The organism is Actinomadura napierensis (assembly GCF_039529375.1).
In the GTDB taxonomy this organism is placed as follows: Bacteria; Actinomycetota; Actinomycetes; order Streptosporangiales; family Streptosporangiaceae; genus Spirillospora; species Spirillospora napierensis.
Window position 1 is genome coordinate 1 of sequence record NZ_BAAAMR010000123.1, and the last position, 26,618, is coordinate 26,618.

Annotated in this window: 24 protein-coding genes; 13 read left to right on the top strand and 11 right to left on the bottom strand. The window is 73.6% G+C overall.

All coding sequences use genetic code 11. The features are described 5' to 3' along the window. Together ABD296_RS41600 and ABD296_RS41605 are read right to left on the bottom strand one after the other, a co-directional pair. Positions 1-2,448, bottom strand: a 2,448-nt coding sequence (locus tag ABD296_RS41600; protein ID WP_344281199.1) for an ATP-binding protein, incomplete at its 3' end; no start/stop codon positions are given. Then, positions 2,445-3,083 carry an FMN-binding negative transcriptional regulator gene (locus tag ABD296_RS41605; protein ID WP_344281202.1) on the bottom strand — a complete coding sequence of 213 codons (639 nt, stop codon included), beginning with the start codon at positions 3,081-3,083 and terminating at the stop codon, positions 2,445-2,447. The genes ABD296_RS41605 and ABD296_RS41600, both read right to left, overlap by 4 nt. A gap of 51 nt (positions 3,084-3,134) precedes the next feature. Between ABD296_RS41605 and ABD296_RS41610 the strand changes: the two genes are divergently transcribed. From ABD296_RS41610 to ABD296_RS41625, 4 genes are all read left to right on the top strand, one after another. After that, a complete protein-coding gene (locus ABD296_RS41610) occupies positions 3,135-4,091 on the top strand; it encodes a DNA polymerase domain-containing protein (RefSeq protein ID WP_344281205.1) in 957 nt (318 codons plus the stop codon). 123 nt (positions 4,092-4,214) lie between these two features. Further along, positions 4,215-5,576 carry a cytochrome ubiquinol oxidase subunit I gene (locus tag ABD296_RS41615; protein ID WP_344281267.1) on the top strand — a complete coding sequence of 454 codons (1,362 nt, stop codon included), beginning with the start codon at positions 4,215-4,217 and terminating at the stop codon, positions 5,574-5,576. 3 nt (positions 5,577-5,579) lie between these two features. Next, complete coding sequence (locus ABD296_RS41620; RefSeq protein ID WP_344281208.1) at positions 5,580-6,590, top strand: cytochrome d ubiquinol oxidase subunit II; 1,011 nt, start codon at positions 5,580-5,582, stop codon at positions 6,588-6,590. A 71-nt stretch (positions 6,591-6,661) separates the two neighbouring features. Next, the gene (locus ABD296_RS41625; RefSeq protein WP_344281211.1) at positions 6,662-7,336 is read left to right on the top strand and encodes an esterase/lipase family protein; all 675 of its coding nucleotides are present in this window, start codon (positions 6,662-6,664) and stop codon (positions 7,334-7,336) included. 114 nt (positions 7,337-7,450) lie between these two features. Here ABD296_RS41625 and ABD296_RS41630 read toward each other — a convergent pair whose 3' ends face one another. From ABD296_RS41630 to ABD296_RS41670, 9 genes are all read right to left on the bottom strand, one after another. Beyond that, complete coding sequence (locus tag ABD296_RS41630) at positions 7,451-8,305, bottom strand: geranyl diphosphate 2-C-methyltransferase (protein WP_344281214.1); 855 nt, start codon at positions 8,303-8,305, stop codon at positions 7,451-7,453. Positions 8,306-8,388: 83 nt separating this feature from the next. Beyond that, positions 8,389-9,705, bottom strand: a complete 1,317-nt coding sequence (locus tag ABD296_RS41635; RefSeq protein WP_344281217.1) for a family 2 encapsulin nanocompartment cargo protein terpene cyclase — start codon at positions 9,703-9,705, stop codon at positions 8,389-8,391. Positions 9,706-9,916: 211 nt separating this feature from the next. Further along, complete coding sequence (locus ABD296_RS41640) at positions 9,917-10,810, bottom strand: TauD/TfdA dioxygenase family protein (RefSeq protein WP_344281220.1); 894 nt, start codon at positions 10,808-10,810, stop codon at positions 9,917-9,919. Positions 10,811-10,825: 15 nt separating this feature from the next. Continuing rightward, positions 10,826-11,659 (bottom strand): ABC transporter permease, encoded by an 834-nt coding sequence (locus tag ABD296_RS41645; protein WP_344281223.1) that lies wholly within the window; start codon positions 11,657-11,659, stop codon positions 10,826-10,828. Next, positions 11,656-12,465, bottom strand: a complete 810-nt coding sequence (locus tag ABD296_RS41650; RefSeq protein WP_344281226.1) for an ABC transporter ATP-binding protein — start codon at positions 12,463-12,465, stop codon at positions 11,656-11,658. The genes ABD296_RS41645 and ABD296_RS41650 overlap by 4 nt, the downstream gene beginning before the upstream one ends. Next, positions 12,462-13,541 carry an ABC transporter substrate-binding protein gene (locus tag ABD296_RS41655; RefSeq protein ID WP_344281229.1) on the bottom strand — a complete coding sequence of 360 codons (1,080 nt, stop codon included), beginning with the start codon at positions 13,539-13,541 and terminating at the stop codon, positions 12,462-12,464. The genes ABD296_RS41650 and ABD296_RS41655 overlap by 4 nt, the downstream gene beginning before the upstream one ends. A 304-nt stretch (positions 13,542-13,845) precedes the next feature. Further along, entirely contained in the window at positions 13,846-14,130 is a 285-nt protein-coding gene (locus tag ABD296_RS41660; RefSeq protein WP_344281231.1) for a DUF6295 family protein, read from the bottom strand. Between the two features lie 14 nt (positions 14,131-14,144). After that, entirely contained in the window at positions 14,145-14,888 is a 744-nt protein-coding gene (locus ABD296_RS41665) for a dienelactone hydrolase family protein (RefSeq protein WP_344281233.1), read from the bottom strand. A gap of 172 nt (positions 14,889-15,060) precedes the next feature. Beyond that, complete coding sequence (locus ABD296_RS41670) at positions 15,061-15,897, bottom strand: undecaprenyl-diphosphate phosphatase (protein ID WP_344281236.1); 837 nt, start codon at positions 15,895-15,897, stop codon at positions 15,061-15,063. A 317-nt stretch (positions 15,898-16,214) separates the two neighbouring features. On the opposite strand from ABD296_RS41670, the gene kdpF reads away from it, so the two are divergent. The 9 genes from kdpF to ABD296_RS41715 all read left to right on the top strand — a co-directional run bounded on the left by kdpF (position 16,215) and on the right by ABD296_RS41715 (position 26,380). Beyond that, the gene (gene kdpF / locus ABD296_RS41675; protein ID WP_285914484.1) at positions 16,215-16,304 is read left to right on the top strand and encodes a K(+)-transporting ATPase subunit F; all 90 of its coding nucleotides are present in this window, start codon (positions 16,215-16,217) and stop codon (positions 16,302-16,304) included. Next, positions 16,304-17,965 (top strand): potassium-transporting ATPase subunit KdpA, encoded by a 1,662-nt coding sequence (gene kdpA / locus ABD296_RS41680; protein ID WP_344281242.1) that lies wholly within the window; start codon positions 16,304-16,306, stop codon positions 17,963-17,965. The genes kdpF and kdpA overlap by 1 nt, the downstream gene beginning before the upstream one ends. Next, complete coding sequence (gene kdpB, locus ABD296_RS41685; RefSeq protein ID WP_344281246.1) at positions 17,965-20,064, top strand: potassium-transporting ATPase subunit KdpB; 2,100 nt, start codon at positions 17,965-17,967, stop codon at positions 20,062-20,064. Before kdpA ends, kdpB begins: the two co-directional genes overlap by 1 nt. After that, complete coding sequence (locus ABD296_RS41690; protein WP_344281249.1) at positions 20,064-20,936, top strand: potassium-transporting ATPase subunit C; 873 nt, start codon at positions 20,064-20,066, stop codon at positions 20,934-20,936. Before kdpB ends, ABD296_RS41690 begins: the two co-directional genes overlap by 1 nt. Positions 20,937-20,952: 16 nt before the next feature. After that, positions 20,953-23,466 (top strand): DUF4118 domain-containing protein, encoded by a 2,514-nt coding sequence (locus ABD296_RS41695; protein WP_344281252.1) that lies wholly within the window; start codon positions 20,953-20,955, stop codon positions 23,464-23,466. Continuing rightward, a complete protein-coding gene (locus tag ABD296_RS41700; protein ID WP_344281255.1) occupies positions 23,463-24,140 on the top strand; it encodes a response regulator in 678 nt (225 codons plus the stop codon). The genes ABD296_RS41695 and ABD296_RS41700 overlap by 4 nt, the downstream gene beginning before the upstream one ends. A 115-nt stretch (positions 24,141-24,255) precedes the next feature. Next, entirely contained in the window at positions 24,256-24,771 is a 516-nt protein-coding gene (locus ABD296_RS41705; protein ID WP_344281258.1) for an HU family DNA-binding protein, read from the top strand. 71 nt (positions 24,772-24,842) lie between these two features. After that, positions 24,843-25,346 carry a SigE family RNA polymerase sigma factor gene (locus ABD296_RS41710; protein ID WP_344281261.1) on the top strand — a complete coding sequence of 168 codons (504 nt, stop codon included), beginning with the start codon at positions 24,843-24,845 and terminating at the stop codon, positions 25,344-25,346. A gap of 2 nt (positions 25,347-25,348) precedes the next feature. Then, positions 25,349-26,380 carry a hypothetical protein gene (locus tag ABD296_RS41715; RefSeq protein ID WP_344281264.1) on the top strand — a complete coding sequence of 344 codons (1,032 nt, stop codon included), beginning with the start codon at positions 25,349-25,351 and terminating at the stop codon, positions 26,378-26,380. Positions 26,381-26,618: the final 238 nt, after the last annotated feature.

The following is a 26,618-nucleotide window of genomic DNA, read 5'->3' on the forward strand; positions in this document are numbered from 1 at the left end:
GACGCCTACGGCGCGCGCCGCCTCGGCGGCGAACGTCAGCCGGTACGCCGCCTGCACCGGACCGTAGATCCGCAGCCCCTCCAGGCGGGCCCGCGCCGCGGCCAGCGCCCCGGTGTCGCCCAGCTCCGCGCACGCCGTCGCGGCCATCACCAGCCCCGGCAGCGCGTACCGGGAGTCGTCGGGCAGGCCGACGTCGGTGAGGACCGGGCCGAGGGCCTCCAGCGCGTCGGCCGGACGCCCCTGCGCGAGCGCGACCGCCGCGTCCAGCCGGCACACCGGGAACAGGTTCTGCGCGCGCCGCGCCGCGCCCCGCGCGATGAGCTTCGGCGCCTGCGCGGCATGCCGCTCGGCGGTGGCGACGTCGCCGCGCGCGAGCGCGACCGTCCCCGCCAGGTTGTGCAGCCCGGCCCGGATGACGCCCGCCGACATCCGCGGCAGCGTCCGCCCGATCACGCCGAGCGCCTCGTCCCACCGGCCGAGCGACACCAGCGGCTCCGCCGCGTTGACCGACAGGTGCGCGCCGGCCGACCGGGCCAGCCCGTACTCCTCCGCCCGGGCGATGCCCGCGGCGGCCACCTCGGCGGACTCCGCGTGCCGCCCGTACATCTCCAGCACGTCGGAGTGGTTGGTGAACGCGCGCAGCAGCGGCTCGAAGGCCCGGACCTGCGAGGCCCGCGCGGCGACCCGCCCGATCCGGGCGAAGAACGCCTCGGGGTCGTCGTCGCGGAACAGGTCGAGCCAGGCCAGGTTCAGCTCGATGGACAGCTCCACCTCGGTCTCGCCGACGGCCCGCGCGACCTCCAGCGCCTCCCGCGCCGCCGCGTCCGCCTCCGGCCCGGTGCCCTGCAGACCGACGATCTTCGTGGCGAGCGTCGCGAGCACCCGGGCGCGCGCCGCGGACGGCGGGTCGGCGGGCACCAGCCGGGCCGCCTCGCGCAGGTCGGCCGGGGCCTTGTCGCTGCCCGCCCGCAGCCGCATCATGCCGCGCAGCTCGTAGAGGCGGGCCGTCCGCATCGGGTCGCCGGCCGCCTCCTCGTGCCGCAGCGCCTCCGTCGCCAGCCGGACCCCGGTCTCGGGCTCGCCCGCGAGGTCGGCCAGCGTGACGGCCTCCTCCATCACCTGGACGTGCGGGACGCCGATGCGCTGCGCCGCGTCCGGCACCCGCTCCCACAGCTCCAGCACCCGGGCGGCCATCCGCAGCGCCTCGGCGTAGGCGAGCGCCCGGCGGGTCTCGCCGACGGCCCGCCACGCCGAGGTCAGGGCCTGGACGACGTCGTGCGCGGCATGCCAGTGGTGCGCCAGCGTCACCGCCCGCGCCCGGTCCGGCATCAGCTCCGGGCGCTCCTCCAGCACCCGCGCGTACCGGACGTGCAGCCGGGTCCGCTCCCCGGGCAGCAGGTCGTCGTGGACGGCCTCGCGGATGAGCGCGTGCCGGAAGGCGTAGCCGTCGCCGTCGACCACGAGCGTGTTGGCCGCGACGGCGGGCCGCAGCCCGCGGGTCAGCTCCCGATCGTCCAGCCCGGCGACCGCCGCGAGCAGCTCGTGCTCGATCCGCGCGCCGCCGGCCGCCGCCACCCGCAGGATCTCCTGGGTGTCCTCGGGCAGCCGCTGGACGGCGCCGAGCAGCAGGTCGCGCAGCGACTCCGGCAGGTCCCGGCCGCCGCCGGAGCCGACCAGCGCCTCGACGAACAGCGGGTTGCCCTCGCTGCGCTCGAACACGTCCGCGAGCGCGCCGGCCGGCGGCTCGGCGCCGAGGATGCCGCGGACGAGGTCGCGCACCTCGTCCCGGCCGAGCCGCCCGACCTCGACCCGGGTGACGTGCTCGACGCGCTCCAGATCGGTGAGCACCGGGCGCAGCGGATGCGCGCGGTGCAGCTCGTCGGTCCGGTACGTCACGACGACCAGCAGCGCGTCGTCGCCGCCGCTCAGGTTGCGGACCAGGAACGTCAGCAGGTCGCGGGTCGAGGCGTCCGCCCAGTGCGCGTCCTCGACGACCAGCACCACCGGCCCGGCCGCGGCGAGCCGCTCCAGCAGCGTCAGCACCAGCTCGAACAGCCGCGCCCGCGCCTCGCCGGTGAACGCGCCCGCGTCGGCGTCGCCGAAGTCGGGCAGCAGCCGGGCGAGGCCGTCGCCCGCGCCGGCGGGCAGCAGCCCGCGCACGCCGTCCACGCCGAGGTCGCGGACGAGCCCGCGCAGCGCCGCGGTGAACGGCGCGAACGGCAGCCCCTCGGTGCCGAGCTCCAGGCAGCCGCCGAGCAGCATCCGTGCGCCCTCGGCGCGGGCGCGTGCGGTGAACTCGCCCACCAGCCGGGTCTTGCCCACCCCGGCCTCGCCGCCGAGCAGCACCGCCGAAGGCGTGCCGCCGCGGGCGGCGCGGAAGGCGGCGTCGAGCGCGGCGGACTCGCGTTCGCGCCCGACGAGCACCGGGCTGACCGTGCGGGCGTTCACCGCCGCGGCGTCCCCGGCCCGGCGGCCGCGCGCACGGCCTCGGCCATGACCGGATCGCCGTCGGCGAGGTAGCCGGCGGCGACGCCGTCCCGGTCGGCCAGCGGCCGGTTCTGGCTCATCTTCGCCTTCGCCTCGATCCGGGTGATGACGAGCTCAAGCCCGACGATCGCGCGCAACTGCCCGGCGATGTACTCCGGCGGCGCGTCGTCCACCGACCACGCGTCCGTCCGGCCCGCCTCGTGCTTGCGGGTGAGCCGCCGCACCAGCGAGTCCAGCCACTCCGGGTCGTCATGGACGACCAGCCGCCCGTAGACGTGCGCGGTGAGGTAGTTCCACGTCGGCACGACCCGCCCGTGCTCGGCCTTGGACGCGTACCACGACGGCGTCACGTACGCGTCGGGCCCGTGCACGATGAACAGCGACTCGCCCTGCGCGGGCTCTTTCCACTGGTCGTTGTTGCGGGCGACGTGCGCCAGGAGCGCGCCGTGCTCGCCGGCGTCCGGGTCGTACAGGACGGGCAGGAACGTCGCGACGAGGCCGCGCGGCGTGCTCGTGACGAGGTCGGCCGCGCCGCAGCCGTGGAGCAGGTCGCGGACCGCGCCGTCATCGGCCGCGAAATGGGCGGGAATGTACACGCCACGACGCTACCCGACCGGCCTGTCGGAGGCGCGTGCGAAGGTGGGGGTGTGAGCGCAGAAGAGGAGCGGGACGGTGTCCGGCTGACCAACCTCGACCAGCCGCTGTTCGACGGGGCCGAGGCGACCAAGCGCGACCTGGTCGACTACCTCGACGCCGTCGCGGACCGGCTCGTCCCGCAGCTGGCGGGCCGTCCGCTGTCCGTCATCCGCGTGCTGCGCGGCCAGAAGCCCTTCATGCAGAAGAACCTGCCCAAGTACACGCCGCCCTGGGTGCGGCGGGTCACGGTGTGGGCCGAGACCTCGCAACGGGAGGTGTCCTACGCGCTCTGCGACGACCGCCGGACGCTGCTGTGGTTCGCCAACCAGCGCGCGGTGGAGTACCACCCGCCGCTCGCCCTCGCCGCCGACCCCGGCCTGCCCGCCCATCTGGTGATCGACCTCGACCCGCCGGAGGGCGGCCCGTTCTCCGCCGTCGTCGGCGCCGCCCACCTGGTGCGCCGCGCGCTCGACGGCTGCGGGCTCGAAGGCGCGGTGAAGACCAGCGGGTCCAAGGGCGTGCACGTCTTCGTGCCGCTCGACGGCCGGACGGCCGCCGACGACGCCGCGGCGGCGACCCGCGCGCTCGCGGCCCGCGCCGAACGCCTCGACCCGGCCCTCGCCACCACGGCGTTCATCCGCGAGGACCGCGCCGGCAAGGTGTTCCTCGACTCGACCCGGGCGGGCGGCGCGACGGTCGCCGCCGCCTACAGCCCGCGCATCAGGCCCGGCACCCCGGTGTCGTTCCCCGTCCCCTGGGACGACCTCGACGGCGCCGATCCCCACGCCTTCACCATCCGCACGGCGGCCCGCCTGCTCGCCGACCGCGACCCCTGGGCCGAGCTGATGCCCGCCGCGCGCCCGCTCCCCGCCGACCTGGTCGAGGAGGGGCACACCATCCCGATCGCCCGCGTCCAGGCGATGCACGAGGGCAAGCGCCGCGCCCGCGCCCGCCGCGCCCAGGGCTGACGCCCGGAATGGTCAACGGCCGCCCATGATCGTCCCGGCCGCCGCGTCGCCGCGCGGCGCCCCGGGTACGACCCCGCCGGACCGATGCGCGGACGGAATCCGGGGGAGCGGCACGTGACCGTGATGGGTTGGCTGGCGGCCGGCGCGACCCCGGGCGACCTGGTGGCCGCGCGGACGCAGATGGCGGTCTCGCTCGGCTGGCACATCGTACTGGCCTGCCTCGGGGTCGGCATGCCCGCCATCACCCTGATCGCCGAATGGCGCGGCCACCGCACCGGCGACGCCAACTATCGGCTGCTCGCGCGCCGGTGGGGCCGCGCGATGGGCGTGCTGTTCGCCGTCGGCGCCGTGTCCGGGACGATCCTGTCGTTCGAGATGGGCCTGCTGTGGCCCGGGATGATGGGCGTCTACGGGCAGGTCATCGGGCTGCCGTTCTCGCTGGAGGGCATCGCGTTCTTCATCGAGGCGATCTTCCTCGGCCTGTACCTGTACGCGTGGGACCGGCTGAGTCCGGTGAAGCACCTGCTGTCCGGCGTGCCGATCGTCGTCGCCGGCGTGCTCAGCGCGTTCTTCGTGGTGACCGCGAACGCGTGGATGCAGGCGCCCGTCGGCTTCCGGGCGGTGAACGGCCGCATCGTGGAGGTGCACCCCTGGCGGGCCATGTTCAACCCGTCGTTCCCGTCCCAGACCGTCCACATGATCCTCGCCGCGTTCATGGTCGCCGGGTTCGGGATCGCGTCGGTGTACGCGGTGGCGATGCTGCGCGGGCGCCGCGACCGCTACCACCGGCTCGGCCTGCTGCTGCCGTTCACCGTCGCCGCCGTCGTCGCGCTGCCGCAGGTCGTCGTGGGCGACTGGGCGGCGCGGTTCGTCGCCGACCACCAGCCGATCAAGCTCGCCGCGATGGAGGGCGTGTTCGAGACCGCGCGGGGCGTCCCGCTGCACATCGCCGGCGTCGCCGTCGACGGCGAGCTGCGCTACGCGATCGGGATCCCGGACGGGCTGTCGCTGCTGGCGTACGCCGACCCGCACGCCGAGGTCGTCGGCCTGGACACGGTGCCGCCCGAGGCCCGCCCGCCGGTGAACATCGTGCACTGGGGCTTCCAGGTGATGGTCGGCCTCGGCTTCGCGATGCTGCTGCTGGCGCTCTGGCTCGGCCTGTACTGGTGGCGCCGCCGCGACATGCCCCGCACCCGGTGGTTCCTGCTGGCCACCTCGGTGTCGGGCGCGGCCGCCGTCGGCGCGCTCGAATCGGGATGGGCGGTCACGGAGGTCGGACGGCAACCCTGGATCGTCTACGGGGTCCTGCGGACGGCCGACGCCGTCAACCCGGCGCCCGGCCTGGTCTGGGGCGCCGCGCTGGTCGGGATCGTGTACGCCGTGCTCACCGTCGCGTCGGTGTACGTGCTGCGGCGCATGGCCCGCGACAAGCCCGTGCCGATCGCGCCGCAGGAGCAGGACGTCACCGGATTCACGGTGGTCTGACCCGTGGCGGCCGCGATCCTGCTCGCCGTGCTGTGGATCGGCCTCAGCGCCTACGTGCTGTTCGCCGGCGCCGACTTCGGCGGCGGCGTCTGGGACCTGCTCGCCGGCGGCAGCGAGCGCGGCCGGCCGCAGCGGGCCCAGATCGAGCACTCCATCGGCCCGGTGTGGGAGACCAACCACGTCTGGCTGATCTTCGTCCTCGTGGTCGCCTGGACGGGCGTGCCGGCGGTGTTCGCGGCGCTCGCCTCCACCCTCTACATCCCGCTGACGCTCGCCGCGCTCGGCATCATCGCGCGCGGCGCCGCGTTCGCGTTCCGCAAGGCCAGCACGGCGCTGTGGCAGCAGCGGCTGTTCGGCTTCACGTTCGCGTTCTCCTCGCTCGTCACCCCGTTCTTCCTCGGCACGGTGGCGGGCGCGATCGCCTCGTTCCGCGTCCCGCCGGGGCTGGCGAAGGGCGGCCTCGTGACGAGCTGGGTGAACCCCACCTCGCTGATCAGCGGCGGTCTCGCGGTCGGCGTCGCCGCCTACCTCGCCGCCGTCTACCTCACCCGGGACGCCGAGCGCGGCGGGCACCCCGAGCTGTCCGAGCGGTTCCGGCGGCGGGCGCTGGCCGCGGGCGCGGTGGTCGGCGTCCTGTCGGGCGGCGGTCTCGCCGTCCTGCACGCCGACGCGCCGCGGCTGTTCACCGGGCTGACCTCCGGGCGCGGGCTGCCGCTGCTCGTGGTGTCGATCGCGGCCGGGATCGCGTCGATCGTCCTGCTGTGGCGGCGCGCGTACGTCGCCGTCCGCGCCACCGCCGCGCTCGCCGTCGTCGGCCTGCTGTGGGGATGGGGCGTCGGCCAGTACCCGCACCTGCTGCCCGGCGTCGACCTCGACCAGGCCGCGGCCACCGACTCCGTCCTCGTCGCGAGCCTCGCCTCCCTCGGCGTCGGCGCGCTGCTGCTCCTGCCGTCGCTCTGGTGGCTCTACGCGACGTTCCAGCGTGAGCAGGCACCGGAGACGCGAGACCGGTGATTTCGCCGATGCGGTGACCGGCGACCGCACCGACACTCGGTGACGAAACCCCCACCCCCGAGGAGGAGCAGATGCGCCGGATTCTCGGCACACTCCTGACGGCGGCGGTCACCGTGCTCGGTGCCGTCGTCGGCGTGAGCGCGCCCGCGCATGCGGCCGGGCACACGCCCGTGGTCTTCGTCCACGGCTACACCGGCAGCGCGTCCAACTGGGTCACCGCGGAGGCGGTGTTCGCCGCGGCCGGCTACAGCAGCAACGAGATGTTCGCCTTCAACTACAACTCCTACGGCGACAACAAGACCAACGCCGCCAGCCTGGCCTCCTACGTGAACCAGGTGCGGGCGCAGACCGGCGCGTCCAAGGTCGACATCGTGAACCACTCCATGGGCGGGCTCGTCAGCTGGTGGTACATCAAGCAGCTCGGCGGCCAGCAGTACGTGAAGCACCTGGCCTCCCTCGCCGGCGCCAACCACGGCACCACCGCCGCCTACGCCTGCCTGATCTACACGACCTGCCAGCAGATGTCGCCCGGCTCGTCGTTCATCCAGACGCTCGCCTCCGGTGACGAGACGCCCGGCGACACCAAGTACGCCACCTGGTACTCGCCCTGCGACGGCGTCATCAACCCCTACACCAGCACCATGCTCAGCGGCGCCACCAACAACTACGTGGCCTGCGAGAACCACCTCACCTACCTCACCGACACGGTGGTGCTGAGCTCCGTCCGCACCTTCCTGGCGAGCTGACGCCCCTCCCGCCCCGATCAGGAACCCCCGCGGCCCGCCGGTGCCCCCACCGGCGGGCCGCCCCCCTCTCTGGAAATCAGCTCGATGGTGGGGGTGCGCCCCACACCTCCCAGGTCAGACCCGGTCGGCCGCGATGAGCAGGTACTGGAAGCTGCCGCCCTTGTAGGCGTCCAGGAACGCCGCCTCGATGCCGGTCGCCAGCGTCGACTTGGCCCGCAGCTCCCAGTAGGGGATCGTCGCGGCCGTGAGGTCGACGACGCTCACCGGGACGAGCCGGTTCGCCGCCATCTCCCGGAAGTAGGTGCTGCGCGGGTGGATGTCGCAGATGTAGTGCGCGTTGATCTCGCTGACCGCCCGGGACGGCAGCCCGTAGGCGTCGTTGTAGCAGCCGGTGATGCACACGTAGCGGCCGCCGCGCTTCAGCAGCCTCGAGTGCTCGGCGAACAGCAGGCCGAGTTCCACGTACATCGTGCTCTCGTTGTTCCAGATCGCCTGGAACGCCCCCGTCTCGAAGCCGGTGTCGAGCATGTTCTTGAAGTGGAACCGCACCTTGTCGGCCACGCCGCGCCGCTCCGCCTGCTCGTTGGCGAACGCGACCTGCGCCTCGGAGATCGACACCCCGTCCACCCGGCAGCCGAACCGCTGGTTGGCCACCAGGCTGGACCCGCCGCGGCCGGACCCGGCGTCCATCAGCCGGTCGGGCGCCTTGACCGGGCCGAGGTGGCTCATCAGCAGGTCCGCCTGGGCGCTCTCCAGCCGGTGCAGCTCGGCGATGGTCCGCTGCTCGCGGGTCTCGGCCGGGCCGTCCATCACCGTCCAGTCCACGGCGCCGATGCCGTAGTGGTGGTGGTAGATCCCGTCCACCTCGCCGAGCCGCAGATTGACCGGGTTGCGCTCGGCGTTCCAGTAGTCCGCCACCGAGTGCTGGTAGAGGCTGCTGAGGACCGGGGACTCCTGGGTCGCGGTCATATCCGGTGATCCTTTCTCGTGGGTTCGGGTCATCGGTTCTGGTCGGCTCATCGGTTCCGGCCGACGGGCGGGGGAGCGGAGCGTCACTTGTAGCGGTCGGAGGCGCCGTGCCATTCGAGGCAGCCGCCCATCCAGCTCTGCACGCCGAGCAGGAAGCGCTGCAGCTCGGCGGACGGGACCGCGGCCAGCTCCCGCTGGCTGTCCTCGAAGCCGTGGACGAAGTCGTTGTGCATCGCCACGGCCGTCCGGACCGCGTCCTCGAGCGGGCAGCCCTCCTCCTCGGCGATCAGCAGGACCACGTTGCAGTCCGGCAGGTCGTCGGCGGCCTCGCGCTCCACCGAGTGCAGGTCGTTGACGATGACCGAGGCGGTGCCCGCCTGCATCACCGCGCGGTGCACGCGCGGCTCGTAGAACAGGTCGGCGTCCAGCTGGTAGCCGCCGACGACGTCGATCAGCGTCATGGACGTGTAGAAGCTGTCGTGCTGGCGGGCGGCGAGGTAGCGCCACACCGGCGGCAGCTCGCCGAGGTGCCGCCAGGCCGCGTAGGCGGTCCAGCTCACGTACATCTGGAACGTGGTGTTGAGGATCCGCATGAGCTGCGACGGCCCGGAGTGGCGCTTCAGGTGCGCGGTGGCCGAGCGCAGCGCGACCAGCACGGGATCGGACCGCACGGCCTCGTCCAGCCGGAGGCTGTAGCCGCCGGCGTCCGGCGGCGGGTCCATCGCCGACATCACCAGCGCCAGCCGCGGCGGCAGCTCGGTGGGGGTGGCGCCGAGGTCGCTCTCGTCGGCGTAGTAGTCGTCGCACGCCCACCAGGCGGCGTTCATCTTGGCGGCGAGCAGCAGCGCGTCGACGTCGTCGGTCTCGGGGTGGGCGAGGACGGCCAGTCGCCCGAACCCGGTGTCGCGGAACCTGTCCAGCTGGTCGGCGTAGATCCCGACCTCGCCGGCCCATTCGACGAGCCGGTCGTTGACCACCCGGGCGAGGTCGTCGTCGATCCGCGCGGTCAGCGGGCAGTACAGCGGCGGGAACGAGCCGTCGCCCCACTCGCGCTCGGCGTATCCCGGCGAGAAGAGGCCGCCCAGGCGGGTCGGGCTCGGCAACGGCGTCGGCAGGACCGGGAGGGCGGCCTCCGGCTCCGGGACGGCCGGTTCGGGGCTTTCCGGCGCGAGGGCGTCAGGGGCGAGGACGTCCGGCTCCGGCGTCGCGGGGGCCGGGGCGGACGGCGGGGGCGGGGCCGTGCGGAGCGCGTCCAGGATGCGCGCCGCCGACGTGCCGAGGCCGCTGGGCCCGGACAGCAACCGGCTCACCCGCTCGGCCGCCGCGGAGTCGGCTCCGGCCGTGCGCGGCGGCCCGTCCGTCCCGCAGCCGGGTCCGCGGGCAACGCTGCACTCGTCCATCGTCGGTCCCCTCGCTGGATCATGGCGTGGTCGGCCGGAACCAGTTACTCACAGCTTCAGGGTGACTACAACAGGCAATGACCTTGCCTTGGGGTGACAGCATGTAAGCGGACGGGCGCATTCGCCGGAGGCCGTGCCGGCGGGATCCTCGACAGGGGTGGGAAAGACGCCGTGCCAGGGCCACGAGCCCTGGCACGGCGCCTCGCGGACGTCAGGCGGCGGCGGTGGCGGCCGCGGCCGGGGTGTAGTGCCCGGCGTCGTCGCCCTGGATGATGTAGCTGGTCCCGCCGTCCACGCCCACCGGCGCGTCGCCGGCGACGGTCACGCGGTGAAGCTTGCGCGGCAGGTCGCCGTAGTCGTCCGGCGCGTAGTGCTGGGTGATGCGGTTGTCGAACAGCACGAGGTCGCCGGGGTTCCACGCCACCCGCACGATGTTCTCCGGGCGCGTCACGTACCGCTGCAGCAGCCGCAGGATGTCGCGCGACTCGGTGCCGGACAGCCCCACGATCTTCTGCGCGAACCCGCCGATGAACAGGCCGCGCTCGCCCGTCTCCGGATGCACCCGCACGACCGGGTGGGCGGTCTCGTAGCGGCGCGCGGTGAACACCTTGCGGTACTCCAGCGCCTTGTCGGTGTTGCTGCGCGGCACCGCGTAGTCGTAGTCGTTGGTGTGCGCGGCCCACAGCCGGTCGGCGAAGTCCCGCAGCTGCTCGGGCAGGTCCCGGTAGGCGGCGGCGGAGTTGGCGATGAGCGTGTTGCCCCCGTACGGCGGGACGACCAGGGCGCGCAGCGTGCTGAGCTTCGGCGGCGTCCGGACGAACGTGACGTCGGTGTGCCAGTTGTTGGACCGGATGCCCTCCTCCCCGTTCACGGGGAGGATGTCGGGCTGCCCGTCCACGGACGGGACGGTCGGGTGCGCCCTGGTCAGCTCCCCGAACCGGGCGGCAAAGCGGAGCTGGCCCTCGTCGTCGAGGCCGGCGCCCCGGAACACCAGCACCTTGTGGGCCAGCAGCGCGTCGTTGACCTCCTCGAAGGGCAGCTCGTTCGGGTCGGTGCCGGTGTACTCGGCTCCGATGCGGCCGCCGATGCGGCGGAATTCGGTCATGGTCCTCTCCCTTGTCTAGCGGCGGGCGGTGGGGTCGGCCAGCCGCAGCAGCAGCCGCAGCAGGCCGTCGAAGGCGAAGCCGAGCACGGCGATCTCGGCGATCCCGCTGAAGATCAGCGGAGTCTGGAGGTAGTTGCCGGCCTGCAGGATCAGGTAGCCGACGCCGCCGGTGGCGGCGATCATCTCGGCGGCGATGATGGCGGTCCACGCGCCGCCCATCGCGATCCGCATCCCGGTGATGACGCCGGGCACCGCCGCGCGCAGCCGCACGTGCAGCATCGTGTGCAGCTGCGAGGCGCCCAGGCTGCGGCTGGCGTTCAGCAGGTCGGGCGGGACGGCGTCGAGCGCGCCGAGCGTCGCGACCGTCACCACCGGCAGCACCCCGAAGAAGATCAGCGCGATCTTCGAGGTCTCGCCGATGCCGAACCACACCACCAGCAGCGGGATGAACGCGATCGGCGGCAGCGGCCGCATGATCGCGATGAGCGGGTCGGCCAGCTCGCGGACCACCCGGACCCCGGCCATGGACGCGCCGAGCGCGAGGCCGGCGGCGGTGCCGAGCAGGAATCCGGTGAGGATCCGCCCGGTGCTGATCAGCGCGTCCGCGACGAGCGTCTTGCCCTGCACCTCCGGATACGGCTTGCCGAGGTACTCGGCGAGCGTCCGGGCGGTCTCGGTGACGGTCGGCAGCGTGACGGTGTCGCCGATCACGAGCGCGGCGATCTGCCAGACCAGCAGGGCGAGGGCGATCGCGCCCGCGCCCGTCCACACCCGCCGCCACGAGCGCGGCCGGCCGGCCGGTCGGGTGGGGGAGGCGGTGGCCGCGGGGGCCTCGGCCGTGGTCGTCATCGCTCCAGCACCTCCCGGATGCTCCGCTTGGCGTTCACGAACGCGAGCGTCTCGGTGTCCTCGTAGGCGCGGGGCCGCGGCAGCTCGATGTCGATGACGTCCTTGGTGCCGCCGGGCGGCGCGGACAGCACGCACACCCGGTCGCCGAGCAGGGCCGCCTCCTCGACGTCGTGCGTGACGAACACGATGGTGGTGCGGTGCTTCTGCCACAGCTCCAGCAGGAACCGCTGCATGGCGGCGCGGGTGATGGCGTCCAGCGCGCCGAACGGCTCGTCCATCAGCAGCACGCCCGGACGGTTGACCAGCACCCGCGCGAACGCGGCGCGGTGCCGCATCCCGCCGGACAGCTCGTGCGGGTAGGCGTCGCGGGCGTCGGCGAGCCCGACGGTCTCCAGCAGCCGCTCGGCCTCCTCCCGCACGCGCGGCGTCAGCGCGCCGCGCGCCTTCGGCCCGTACAGGACGTTCTGCCAGGTCGTCAGCCACGGGAACAGGTTCGGCGTCTGGAACAGCACGCCCCGGTCGTGGCCCGGGCCGGTGACCGGCCGGCCGCCGACCAGCACCTCGCCGGAGTCCGCTTCGGTGAACCCGGCGATGATGTTCAGCAGCGTGGACTTGCCGCAGCCGGACGGCCCGAGCAGGCACAGGAACTCGCCCGGCCGCACGTCCAGGGTCACCCCGTCCAGCGCGGGACGCCCCGGACGGCGCCGCCGGCTGAAGGTCTTGCGGACGTCCCGCAGCCGCACCCCGGCCGGCTCGTCGGCGACGTCCGCCGCGGCGATCGCGGGGCTCGTTTCGACGGCGCTCATTTGCAGCCTCCCGACTGGGCCTTGTCCCAGAAGCCCGGATCGATGTGCTGAGCGATCTTCTGCGGATCCGGCACGCTCTTCGCGCGGCCCTGCGTGACGAGGAACTCGGCCGTCAGCTTGAAGTTCTGGGCGAGCCTGCCGGTCGCCGCCGTCCCGTCCGGGCCCTTCAGCCACGACGCTTCTTCCGAGGCGGGGATGTAGGGGTAGGTCTTCGTCGCGGCGATCGCGTCCTCCGGTGTGACGCCGACGAACTTGGCCGCGGGACGGATGTAGCGCTCGGCCTGCGGGCCCTTCACCAGCGTCTCCGCCTTCGACATCTGGCAGACGAGCGCCTGCACCACGTCCGGGTGCTGCCGCGCGTACTGCGAGGACACCGCGAGCATGTTGACCGCCGCGAAGCCGAGCGCGGCGATGTCGGTCGACCGCACCAGCACCCGGGCCTTGTGCTTCTGCAGTTCGAGCAGGAACGACTGGCTGATGTAGACCGAGTCGATCTTCCCGGCCTTCCAGGCGGCGGCCTCGGCGGCCTCGCTGGCGAAGCCGGCGACCTGCACCTTGCCGGCCAGGCCCCGCGACTTCAGCCAGCCGCGCAGCTGGAAGTCCAGCGTGGACCCGACCAGCACGCCGACCTTCCGCAGGTCGCCCGGTCCCTTGATCTTGTCGTTGACGGCCAGGCCGGAGGCGTCGATGCCCTCGACGTACACGGCCTTCACATCGGTGCCGTTGGTGAAGGCGCCGGTGAACGGCGGATTGCCGACCCCGGCGACGAACGGGAACGCGCCCGCGCGCAGTTGGGCCATGCCGGCGACGCCGCTGTCGATCGGCCGGAGCTGGATCGTTCCGGGCACCTTGCCGGCCAGGTCCTTGTTCGCCACCACGACCGACTCGGGCCCGGCGACGGCGCCCTGGAAGTAGCCGATCTTGATGGTGCTCGTGGCGCCCCGCGCGGAGGCCCCGCAGCCGGCGGCGGCCGGTGCGAGCGCGACGGCGGCCGCGACCGTGCTGAGCAACGGCTTGCCGAGCAGGGGCTTGCTGAGCAGGGGTTTCGTGGGCAGGGGTCTGCTGAATCTGTGCATGGAGGGACGTGTTCCTCGTGCAGGGGCGGCGTGCGCGCCTCGGTGAAGGCGCGCGGCCTCGGGGGACGGGACGGGCGGGCGGAGTTCCGCGGGCGGGTCCTCGGCGGAGGCCGCGGGCGGGATCGTCAGGCCGGACAGCGCGCGGCCGTCACGCGGAGCAGGTCCACGTGGCGGCGGCGGACGAGGCGGGGCCGGAGGCGCATGCCGGTAGGAGAACACGGCGGGCACCCTCTATGCAACTATTCCGACCGATTTACTATGAAATGAACCGAGCGGAACGCCGCCGGGGCCCGGCGGCGTGCGCTCAGGCGCTGCGCGGCCCGGCGGCGGCGGCCATGCCGGGCGGCGCCGACGCGAGGGCCTTCTGGATGGCCTCGACGAGCGCGAGCGCCGCCTCCTCCGTCAGCTCGACCGCGACCCGCGCGGACGGCCCGTCGGACGGGTTCGTGAAGTCGATGTTCAGCGTGTGCTCGTTGGTCGAATGGAACGGGTGGTCGACGTAGACCGCCCCGTTCGTGAGCGTGAACCAGCCGGACGCGCCCTTGGCGGCCCCGGCCAGCTCGACCTTGTGGGTCTGGTAGGTGCACATGCGGGGGTCCTCCTTCAGGACGCGAGGTGCCGGCCGTAGAAGTCGAGGATCCGCTTCCAGCCGTCGACGGCGGCCTCGGGCCGGTAGGCGGTCCGCTCCACGGAGAAGAACGCGTGCCCGGCGCCCGGGTAGCTGTGGAACTCGTGCTCCTTGCCGAGCCTGGTCAGCTCCGCGTCCAGCTCGGCGACCTCGTCGGGCGCGGGGAACTTGTCGTCCTCGCCGAACAGCCCGAGCAGCGGGCAGGACAGGTCGCCGGCCCTGGAGATCAGCGACTTGGCCTGCAGCGGGAAGTCCGCGGGCGGGTCCTTCACGACGAAGGCGCCGTAGCAGTCGACGGCCGCGTCGAGGTCCAGCGACACCGCGGCGAGGAACGCCTGCCGGCCGCCCGAGCAGTACCCGATCACGCCGGCCTTGCCGTTGGCGCCCTCCAGCGAGTTGAGGTGCGCGGCGGCGCCGGCGACGTCCCCGACGAGCTGCTCGTCCGGGACGCCGCCCTTGGCGCGGGCGGCGGCGGCCTGGTCGTCGGGGCTGACGCCCCTGCCCTCCCGCGAGTACAGGTTCGGGCAGATCGCGGCGTACCCGCGCGCGGCGAAGGTGCGGGTGATCTGCTTGGTGCCCTCGTCGTAGCCGGGCAGGTGGTGGATCACGACCACGCCGCCGCGCGGCCGGTCGCCGAGCGGGCGGGCCAGGTACGCCTCGAGCTCGGCCTTGCCGTGGCCGGTGATCGTGACGGTCCCGGCCTGCATCTGGTCTGTCATGTCAGCGCAACGCTCCGTATGCGGATGGGGACACGGTCGGACGCGCGGTCCGCGGCCGGCCGTGCGGACGGTCGCCAGTCTGCCGCACGGCCGTGTCGAAGATCACGGGTACCCCCCGGCCGGGCGTGCCGGGTCCCGGCCGGCGTTCCTCCGGGGACCGGCGTACTCCCGGTCAGCCGTTCAGCGTCCCGGCCCCGAGCAGTCCGAACAGCAGCAGGCCGATCACGACCCGGTACACCACGAACGCGGTGAAGGTGTGCCGCGCGACGAACCGCAGCAGCCAGGCGATCGAGGCGTAGGCGACCACGAACGACACGGCGGTGCCGATCGCGAGCGGCAGCGCGCCCTCGCCGGACCCGAGGGCGCCGGGCAGCTCGTACAGGCCGGCGCCGGTCAGCGCGGGGATGCCCATGAAGAACGAGAGGCGGGTGGCGGCGAGGCGGTCGAGGTTCAGCAGCAGCCCCGTCGAGATCGTCGCGCCGGACCGGGAGAAGCCGGGGAACAGCAGCGCGAGGATCTGCGAGGAGCCGACGAGCATCGCGTCCCGGAAGCCGGTGTCGTCCTCGCCGCGCTTGTTGCGGCCGAACCGGTCGGCGAGCCACATCACGACGCTGCCGGCGATCAGCGAGCCGGCCACCACCCACAGCGACGCGAGCGGCCCCTCGATGAGCGGCTTGGCGGCGACCCCGACGATGACGACGGGGACGGTGGCGAAGATGACCCACCACGCGAACTTGTAGTCGTGGTGGTACCGCTCCTCCTTGTTCGCCAGGCCCCTGAACCAGGCCCCGACGATCCGGACGATGTCGGCGAAGAAGTAGACCAGGACGGCGGCGATGGCGCCGACCTGGATGACGGCGGTGAACCCGACGACGCCCTTGTCGTCCACCGGGACGTCCATCAGCCCCTCGACGATCTTCAGGTGCCCGGTCGAGGAGACCGGCAGGAACTCGGTCAGGCCCTCGACGATGCCGAGGACGACGGACTGCCCGACGTTGATCACGCTCACTGGACGGTTCCCTCACGCCTCGTCACCGGCTCGGTGACGCGAGCCTACTCCGGCCCGCGCCGGGGCGGACACGACTGGCCGGAGCCGGGCGCGCCGCCTCCGGGGGCGCGCCGGGCGTCCCCGAGGCGGGGCGCCCGGGGCGGGGCGCGTAGCGAACGCGTGAAGATCGGGCGCGGGGGCGTAGGGAACGCGTCAAGAAGCCGTATTTGCCCTGGTTGCAGGTGTTTTCTGAGGCTCATGACTGATCTGCTGCTCGTGGCGCTGACCGTCGCGGTCTTCGCGCTGCTCGGCCTGGTCGCGAAGGCGGTGGGGCGGCTGTGACCGTCGACAACGCCGTCGGCCTGGTGCTGGCCGTGCTCCTCGTGGTCTTCCTGATCGCGGCACTGCTGTTCCCGGAGCGGTTCTGATGGGCGCCACGACCGCGGGGGCCGTCTTCATCGGCTCCCTGCTGCTCGCGCTGGCCGCCGTCCACGTGCCGCTGGGCGACCACATGCACCGCGTCTACTCGTCCACGAAGCATTGGCGGGTGGAGCGCGCCCTCTACCGGACGATGGGCGTGGACCCCGGCGCCGAGCAGGCGTGGGGCGCCTACGCGCGCAGCGTGCTGGCGTTCTCCCTGGTCTCGGTGCTCGTGCTGTACGGGCTGCAGCGGCTGCAGAGCCACCTGCTGCTGAGCCTCGGCATGAAGAACGTCCCGGACCACGTCGCCTGGAACACCGCCGTCAGCTTCGTGACGAACACCAACTGGCAGTCGTACTCGGGCGAGTCCACGATGGGCCACCTGGTGCAGATGTCCGGCCTGGCCGTGCAGAACTTCGTGTCGGCGGCCGTCGGCATGGCCGTCGCGATGGCGTTCGTCCGCGGCCTCGCGCGGCGCCGGACCGGGAACCTCGGCAACTTCTGGGTGGACCTGACCCGCGGCGTCCTTCGCATCCTGCTGCCGATCGCGGTCGTCGCCGCGGTGGTGCTGGTCGCGGGCGGCGTCGTCCAGAACTTCGCCGATCCGCACACGGTCGGCACGCTCGCCGGACATCCCCAGACCATCACCGGCGGGCCCGTCGCCTCCCAGGAAGCGATCAAGGAACTCGGCACCAACGGCGGCGGGTTCTACAACGCCAACTCCGCGCACCCGTTCGAGAACCCCACCGCCTGGACGAACTGGATCGAGATCTTCCTGCTGGTGGTCATCGCCTCGGCGCTGCCCCGCACGTTCGGCCGGATGGTCGGGCAGAAGCGGCAGGGCTACGCGATCGTGGCGGTGATGGGCGTGCTCGCGGTGCTGAGCATCTGCGCCACCACGGCCGCGCAGGTCGCCCACCACGGCACCGTCCCGCAGGCCGTCGGAGCGGCGTCCGAGGGTACCGAAACGCGGTTCGGGATCGTCGACTCGGCGATGTTCGCCACCGCCACCACGCTCACCTCGACCGGGGCCGTCGACTCCTTCCACGACTCCTACACCAGCCTCGGCGGCGGCATGGCGATGCTGAACATGATGCTCGGCGAGGTCGCGCCGGGCGGGGTGGGCTCCGGCCTGTACGGGATGCTGATCCTGGCGATCATCACGGTGTTCGTGGCGGGGCTGATGGTCGGCCGGACGCCGGAGTACCTCGGCAAGAAGATCGGCGCCCGGGAGATGAAGCTGGCGTCGCTGTACTTCCTGGTCACCCCCGCGCTCGTGCTGGTCGGGACGGCGATCGCGATGGCGTTCCCCGGGCCGCGCGCGTCCATGCTGAACGGCGGCCCGCACGGCTTCTCCGAGGTGCTGTACGCCTTCACCTCCGCGTCCAACAACAACGGCTCCGCCTTCGCGGGCCTCACCGTGAACACCCCGTTCTACGACGTCGCGCTCGGGCTGGCGATGCTGCTCGGCCGCTTCCTGCCGATCGTCCTGGTGCTGGCGCTCGCCGGGTCGCTGGCCCGCCAGACGCCCGTCCCGGTCTCCGCCGGGACGCTGCCGACGCACCGCCCCCAGTTCGTCGGCATGGTCGCCGGCGTGACGCTCGTCCTCGTCGCGCTCACGTTCTTCCCGGCGCTGGCCCTCGGCCCGCTGGCAGAAGGGATCCGCTGATGTCCGCCTCTGTACGTTCCGGCAGGGTCCCGCCCGCCGTCCGGGCCGCGCTCCCGGACGCGTTCCGCAAGCTCGACCCGCGGGCGATGTGGCGCAACCCCGTGATGCTGATCGTGGAGATCGGCGCGCTCTGGACGACCGTCCTCGCGGTCCGCGACCCGTCGGCGTTCGCCGTCGCGACCGCGGTGTGGCTGTGGCTGACCGTGCTGTTCGCGAACATGGCCGAGGCGGTCGCCGAGGGCCGCGGCAAGGCGCAGGCCGACTCGCTGCGCCGCACCCGGCAGGACACCGCCGCCCGCCGCCTCACCGGCTGGAAGCCCGGCACCGAAGAGGGCTCCGAGGAGGAGGTGCCGGCCACCGACCTGCGGCAGGGCGACATCGTCGTGGTGGAGGCCGGGCAGACCGTGCCGGGTGACGGCGACGTCGTCGAGGGCATCGCCAGCGTGGACGAGTCGGCGATCACCGGCGAGTCCGCGCCGGTCATCCGCGAGTCCGGCGGCGACCGCAGCGCCGTCACCGGTGGCACCCGGGTGCTGTCCGACCGGATCGTCGTGAAGATCACCCAGAAGCCCGGCGAGTCGTTCGTGGACCGGATGATCGCGCTGGTCGAGGGCGCGGCGCGACGCAAGACGCCGAACGAGATCGCGCTGAACATCCTGCTCGCCGCGCTGACCCTCGCGTTCCTCATCGCCACCGCCACGCTCCAGCCGTTCGCGATCTACGCGTGGGCGCAGCACCCCGGCGCGTCCGCCGGCGCCGCCCTCGGCCCGCACGGCGTCACCGGGATCGTCCTGGTGTCGCTGCTGGTCTGCCTGATCCCCACCACGATCGGCGCGCTGCTGTCGGCGATCGGGATCGCGGGCATGGACCGGCTGGTGCGGCGCAACGTCCTCGCCATGTCCGGACGCGCCGTCGAGGCCGCCGGCGACGTCAACACGCTGCTGCTGGACAAGACCGGCACGATCACCCTCGGCGACCGGCAGGCGTCGGAGTTCATCCCGGTCGGCGGCGTGACCGCCGCCGAGCTGGCCGACGCGGCGCAGCTGTCGAGCCTGGCGGACGAGACGCCGGAGGGCCGCTCGGTCGTCGTGCACGCCAAGACCGCGTACGGGCTGCGCGAGCGCCACCCGGGGGAGCTGGCGCACGCCGAGTGGATCCCGTTCGCCGCGCAGACCCGGATGTCCGGCGTCGACGTCGACGGCCGGCGGCTCCGCAAGGGCGCCGCGAGCGCGGTGTCGGCGTGGATCCGCGAGCAGGGCGGCACCGTCCCGGCCGAACTCGGGGGAGTGGTCGACGGCATCTCCGCGTCCGGCGGCACGCCGCTGGTCGTCGGCGAGGCCGAGGACGGCGGCAAGGCGCGGGTGCTCGGCGTCGTCCACCTCAAGGACGTCGTGAAGCAGGGCATGCGGGAGCGGTTCGCGCGCATGCGCGCCATGGGCATCCGGACGGTCATGGTCACCGGCGACAACCCGCTGACCGCCAAGGCCATCGCCGACGAGGCCGGCGTGGACGACTTCCTCGCCGAGGCCAAGCCGGAGGACAAGATGGCCCTGATCAAGAGCGAGCAGGCCGGCGGCCGGATGGTCGCGATGACCGGCGACGGCACCAACGACGCGCCCGCGCTCGCCCAGGCCGACGTCGGCGTCGCGATGAACACCGGCACCTCGGCCGCCAAGGAGGCCGGGAACATGGTCGACCTGGACTCCGACCCCACCAAGCTCATCGAGATCGTGGAGATCGGCAAGCAGCTGCTCATCACCCGCGGCGCGCTGACGACCTTCTCGATCTCCAACGACATCGCCAAGTACTTCGCGATCATCCCGGCGCTGTTCGCCGGCCTCTACCCGGGCCTGGACGCCCTCAACGTCATGCGGCTGCACAGCCCGCAGTCGGCGGTCCTGTCCGCCGTCGTGTTCAACGCGCTGGTGATCGTCGCGCTGATCCCGCTGGCGCTGCGCGGCGTCCGGTACCGGCCGGGCTCGGCGTCCAAGCTCCTCAACCGCAACCTGCTCGTCTACGGGCTCGGCGGCGTCATGGCCCCGTTCGCCGGGATCAAGGCCGTCGACCTGCTCGTCCAACTCGTTCCGGGGATCTCCTGATGGGCATGTTCCAGAACCTGCTGCGCCGGCACGCCGCCGCGCTGCGGGCACTCCTCGTCCTCACCGCCGTCTGCGGCGTCCTGTATCCGCTGGCCGTCACCGCGATCGCGCAGCTGCCCGGGCTGAAGGCCAAGGCCGACGGCTCCTACGTGAGCGCGGACGGCCGCCGGGTCGGCAGCGCGCTGATCGGGCAGTCGTTCACCGACGCGCAGGGACGGCCGCTGAAGCAGTACTTCCAGAGCCGCCCGTCGGCCGCCGGCGACGGCTACGACCCGACCTCGTCCGGTGCGAGCAACCTCGGCCCCGAGAACATCGTCGACACCAAGGGCGGCCCGAGCCTGCTGTCCCAGGTGTGCGCGCGCAGCAAGGCGGTCGGTGAGCTGGAGGGCGTGGACGGCCGCCGTCCCTACTGCACGCCGGGCGGGGCGGGCGCCGTGCTATCGGTGTTCGGCCCCCGCGACGCCGCCGGGACCGTCGCCCACCCGACCCGCGTGATCAGCGTCAACGAGCCCTGCCCGGCGACGCCGTTCCGGTCCGAATACCGTGGTGTCAGGGTGCAATGCGCCGCCGCTGGACAGGATTACCGCGAGAGCGTGATCGTGCCCGTGCGGGGGAACGCCCCGGCGCGGCCGGTCGTCCCGTCCGACGCCGTCACCGCCAGTGGCAGCGGCCTGGACTCCGGCATCTCGCCTGCCTACGCGCGGCTGCAGGCGCCGCGGGTCGCCCGGGTGCGCGGGCTGCCCGCCGCCGAGGTCGCCCGGCTGATCGACGCGAACACCACCGGGCGCGCCGCCGGGTTCATGGGCGACCCGGCGGTGAACGTCCTGAAGCTCAACATCGCACTCGACGAGACGGCCCCGGTCCGGGGCTGAGAAGGGGGACGGGATCATGGCCAGGGGGCGGCTCCGCGTCTACCTCGGGGCCGCTCCCGGCGTGGGCAAGACCTACGCCATGCTGTGCGAGGGGCGGCGGCGACTGGAGCGCGGCACCGACGTCGTCGTCGGCTACGTCGAGACGCACGGCCGGCCGCGCACCGCCGCGCTGCTGGACGGGCTGGAGATCGTCCCGCGCCGAACCGTGCCCCACCGCGGCGCGACCTTCACCGAGCTGGACGCGCAGGCCGTGATCGACCGGGCCCCGGCGGTCGCGCTGATCGACGAGCTGGCGCACACCAATGTCCCGGGCGGCCGCGACGGCAAGCGCTGGCAGGACGTCGAGCGGATCCTCGACGCCGGCATCGACGTGATCTCCACGGTGAACGTCCAGCACCTGGAGTCGGTCAACGACGTCGTGGAGGAGATCACCGGGGTCGCGCAGCGCGAGACGCTGCCGGACGAGGTGGTCCGCCGCGCCGACCAGGTGGAGCTGGTCGACATGGCGCCGGAGGCGCTGCGCCGCCGGATGGCGCACGGCAACGTGTACGCGCCGGAGAAGGTCGACGCGGCGCTGTCGAACTACTTCCGCGTCGGCAACCTCACCGCTCTGCGGGAGCTGGCGCTGCTGTGGCTGGCCGGGAAGGTCGACGAGCAGCTCGACCGGTACCGCGCCGACCACGGCATCGCCCGGACGTGGGAGGCCCGCGAGCGCGTCGTGGTCGCGCTCACCGGCGGCCCCGAGGGCGACACGCTGATCCGCCGTGCCGCCCGCATCGCCGACCGCACCAAGGGCACCGACCTGCTGGCCGTGCACGTCACCCGCGGCGACGGGCTGGCCGGCGCGGGACCGGCGCTGCTCGCCCGTCAGCGCAACCTCGTCGAGGACCTCGGCGGCACCTACCACCAGGTCGTCGGCGACGACGTGCCGCGCGCTTTGCTGGAGTTCGCCCGCGCGGTGAACGCGACGCAGTTGGTCATGGGGGTGTCGCGGCGCAGCCGGGTGTCGCGGGCGCTGCTCCCGGGCGTCGGCGTCACCACGACCGCGCTGTCCGGGCCGATCGACGTGCACATGGTCACCCACGAGCACGCGCACCGGAGCCTGCGCCGGCCCAACGACGGCGGGCCGAACCTGCCGCTGCGGCGGCGCCTCACCGGGTACGCGCTCGCCGTCGTCGGCCTGCCGCTGCTCACCGTCGCGCTGACCGCGCTGCGCGGGTCGTTCTCGCTGCCCACCCAGATCATGTTCTTCCTCGCGGCGGTCGTCGCGGTCGCGCTCGCCGGCGGGCTGTGGCCGGCGCTGCTGGCCGCGGTCGCGGGCTCGCTGCTGCTCAACTTCTTCTTCGCGCCGCCGCTGCACACCCTCACCATCGCCCAGCACGAGAACCTGATCGCCCTCGCGGTGTTCCTGCTGGTCGCGGCCGGGGTCAGCGGGGTGGTGGACCTCGCCGCGCGGCGCTCGCGGGAGGCCGCCCGGTTCGGCGCGGACGCCGAGGTGCTGTCCACCCTCGCCGGGAACGTGCTGCGGGGCGAGCGCGAGCTCGACGCGCTGCTCGGCCGGCTCCGCGAGACGTTCGGCCTCGACTCGGTGACGCTGCTGGAGCGCACGGGGGACCCGCCGCGCTGGCAGGTCGTCACCACCGCCGGCGGGCGGCCCTGCACCGCCCCGGAAGAGGGCGACACCGAGATCCCCGTCGGCGACGACCTCGCCCTCGCCCTGCGCGGCCGCCCGCTGCCCGCCGGGGACCGGCGCGTCCTGGAGGCGTTCGCCGCGCAGGCCGCCGCCGCGCTGCGGCGCCGCCGGCTGGAGGCCGAGGCCGAGCGGGCCCGCCCGCTGGAGGCCGTCGACCGGATGCGAACCGCGCTGCTCAGCGCCGTCAGCCACGACCTGCGCACCCCGCTGTCGTCCGCCAAGGCCGCCGTCGAGAGCCTGCGCAACACCGAGATCGACTGGACCGCCGAGGAGCGCGCCGAGCTCGCCGACACCGCCGGGGAGTCCCTCGACCGGCTCGACCGGCTCGTCGCCAACCTCCTCGACATGAGCCGGCTGCAGGCGGGCGTGCTCGGCATGGCCGCCCGCCCGCTCGCGCTGGACGAGGTCGTCCCGCGCGCCCTGGACGAGATCGGCGCCGCCGCCCGGCACGTCAGCGTCGCGATCCCCGGCGACCTCCCCGAGATCGAGGCGGACCCGGCGCTGCTGGAGCGCGTGCTGGTCAACCTGATCTCCAACGCGCTGCGCTACAACCCGCCGGGCCCGCCCGTCCTGATCACGGCGGGGGCGCTGCGCGACCGGGTCGAGCTGCGGATCGCCGACCGCGGCCCCGGCATCCCGGCCGCCGACCGGGACCGCGTCTTCCAGCCGTTCCAGCGGCTGGACGACCGCGACAACCACACCGGCGTCGGCCTCGGCCTCGCCCTGGCGCGCGGCCTCACCGAGGCGATGGGCGGGGAGCTGATCCCCGAGGACACCCCCGGCGGCGGCCTGACGATGATCGTCGACCTGCCCGTCCGGGAGAATGGAGCGTCATGACGCGCGTGCTGGTGGTCGACGACGAACCGCAGATCCTGCGGGCGCTGCGCATCAACCTGCGCGCCCGCCACTACGAGGTGGAGACCGCCGCGGACGGCACCACCGCGCTGCGCCGCGCCGGCGACTGGCGTCCCGACCTGATCGTGCTGGACCTCGGTCTCCCCGACATCGAGGGCCTGGAGGTGATCCACGGGCTGCGCGGCTGGACCCGCACCCCGATCATCGTGCTGTCCGGCCGGGCCGGCAGCCAGGACAAGGTCGAGGCCCTGGAGGCGGGCGCCGACGACTACGTCACCAAGCCGTTCACCATCGAGGAGCTGATCGCCCGGATCCGCGCCGTCGGCCGCCGCGCCGCGCCCGGCGAGGAGGCGCCGACCGCCGCCGTCGGCGCGCACACCGTCGACCTCGCCGCCAAGACCATCACCGCGCGGGACGGCACGCCCGTCCGGCTCACCCCCACCGAATGGCACCTGTTGGAGATCCTGCTGCGCAACCCGGGCAAGCTCATCAGCCAGGGACAGCTGCTCACCGAGGTGTGGGGCCCGTCCTACACCCGCGAGACGCACTACCTGCGGCAGTACATGGCCCAGCTGCGCCGCAAGCTGGAACCGGACCCGACCCGTCCCCGCCACCTGCTCACCGAACCCGGCATGGGCTACCGCTACCAACCGTGACCCCGAGCGGCGTCCCGTCGCCCGGCCGACCTGGAAATCCGGCCGTATCCAGGGATTTCGGCGGTCACGCTGGGCTAGCCTGAGCGCACGAAAAGCCGCAATGGAGGCAGGGCGCATGAATCGCAGCGAGTTGGTCAAGGCCGTGGCGGAACGGGCGGACGGCGACGAGGCGGTCGCGCGCCGGCACGTCGACGCCGTGTTCGAGGCGGTCATGGAGGCGGTGTCGGCCGGGGAACGCGTCGTCGTCACCGGGTTCGGCGCGTTCGACCGGTCCTCCCGCCCGGCGCGCAGCGCCCGCAACCCGCGCACCGGGGCGGCCGTCGAGGTGCCCGCCGCGCTCGTCCCGACGTTCCGGTTCGGCCAGACCTTCCGCAACCGCGTCGCCCGGACCACCGATTCCGACGGGGCCGAGTCCCCGGCCGAGGCCGCGCCCGCCGAGGCGGCGCAGGTCGTCGAGGACGCCCCCGCCCGTCCGAAGAAGCCCAAGAAGGGCAAGAAGGCCGCCGCCGAGAAGGCGCCTGCGAAGGCTCCGGCGAAGGCTGCGAAGAAAGGCAAGAAGGCCGCCGCGGAGAGCCCCGCGCCGAAGAAGAAGAGCGGGAAGGGCAAGGCAAGGGCCAAGAGCGGAAAATAACCGCGCCGCGCGGGCAACCATTGCGGCCGGCCGACCGGTAGATGTCGTCGGAAGGTCTACTGGGAGGTCGGATGCGCGAGCGGCCGGACTACGCGGCGTACGTGACGGAGCGCTCGCCGCGCCTGCTCAGGACCGCCTACCTGCTGTGCCGTGACTGGGGCCAGGCGGAGGACCTGCTGCAGACGGCGCTGGTGAAGGCGTGGCGGGTGTGGCGGAGGGTCGGGGACAACCCCGACCCCTACGTGTACCGGATCCTCGTCAACACGCACGCCTCGTGGGCGAAGCGGCGCTGGCGCGGCGAGCGGCCCACCGAGCGGCCGCCGGACGGTCCCGACCCGGCCGACGGCATCGGCGCCGCCGAGGACAAGGCCGTGCTGTGGGACGCGCTCGGCCGGCTCCCGCAGCGCCAGCGCGCCACGGTGGTGCTGCGCTTCTTCGAGGACCTGTCCGAGCCGCAGGTCGCCGCGATCCTCGGCTGCTCGGTCGGGACCGTGAAGAGCCAGACCAGCAAGGCCCTCGCCAAGCTCCGGATCGATCCCGGCGTCCTCGCCGCCGCACCGCGGGGAGGGGAGTGAGCATGGCCCACGACCTGAAGGACCTGACCGAGGTCATGGAGGCCGAGAGCGCCCGCGGCGTCCCCTCGCCGGACCTGCTGGACGGCGTCCGCCGCCGCGTCCGCCGCGGCAACCGCCTGCGCGTCGCCGCCGCGGCCCTCGGCATGGTGCTGGTGGCCGGGACGTCCTTCGGGATCGTCCAGCAGAAGGACGGCCCCGAGGCGCAAAACCGGGAGGTGCTGGCGCCGGCGATGTCGGGCGTCACCAACGCCGCCTTCCCGAAGAGCCGCTCGATGGAGGGCTTGAAGCCGGTGAAGGAGGTGCGGTTCGCCGAGTTCGGGCGGATCGGGCGCGTCACCCTCATCCCGACCGGCCCCTTCACCATGTACACGGCCCGCTGCGAGCGCGACGCCACGTGGTACGACGTGACGCACGGGATGGCGAGCACCGGCTGCGGCGGGTCGAGCTACATGCTCACCACGCCCGGGGTCCCCATCACCATCGAGACGGCCGTCTTGCCGGTGGCGGTGGCGAGCAAGCTGCCCGACGGCTCGTTGCCCGGCGCCTTCAACCGGTTCCTCGCCGCGCGCGCGCCGGTACCGGGCGCGTGGAGCCTGCGGGTCTACAGCGGGCCCTGCGCGTCCGAGACCTGCAAGATGATGAGGGACTCCTCCTTCGGCTCCCGGGCCCCGCAGCCGCCCCTTACCGGGCTGAAGGTGTTGGGCCGGGCGACGGGCACCGCTGACGGCCGCGGCCGCAGGGTGCCGCTCAAGGAACGCGGCAAGGCGCTGCGGCTGCGGGTGACGTGCGTGGACGGCGCGGCGCACGCGGTGGTCCGGATCGCCGGCCGCGCGAAGGTCGTCGAATGCGAGGCCGCCGAGTCGACGGGCGTCGTCTGGGACGCCGAGGCCGGGGACGGGACGGACGCCATCGACATCGCCGTGCTGCCGGCCGAGGTGGCCAGGGTGCCCGGCACCGGTGACGCCGCGCTGGCGAAGCTGATGAAGGGCGTGAAGCCGGCCGGGACGTGGAAGCTGGAGGTCTACGCCCGCTGAGCCGCGGGCCGCCGGGCTGGGGCGGCGTGCGTCCCGGCCCGGCTCGCCGAGCGCCGCGCGGATCCGCGGGGGCGCAGGTCAGGCGGGTTACGCTCGCGAGGTGATCTTGCCAGGTGAGCGGCGCGGGGACCGCCGCCCGGCCGCATCCGGTATGCCGCTGACGCGGCGGCGGGTGCTGTCGGCGGGGGGGGCCCCGGCCCCCCCCGGCGAGGGCCCGGACGGCGCCGGCGCCCTGACC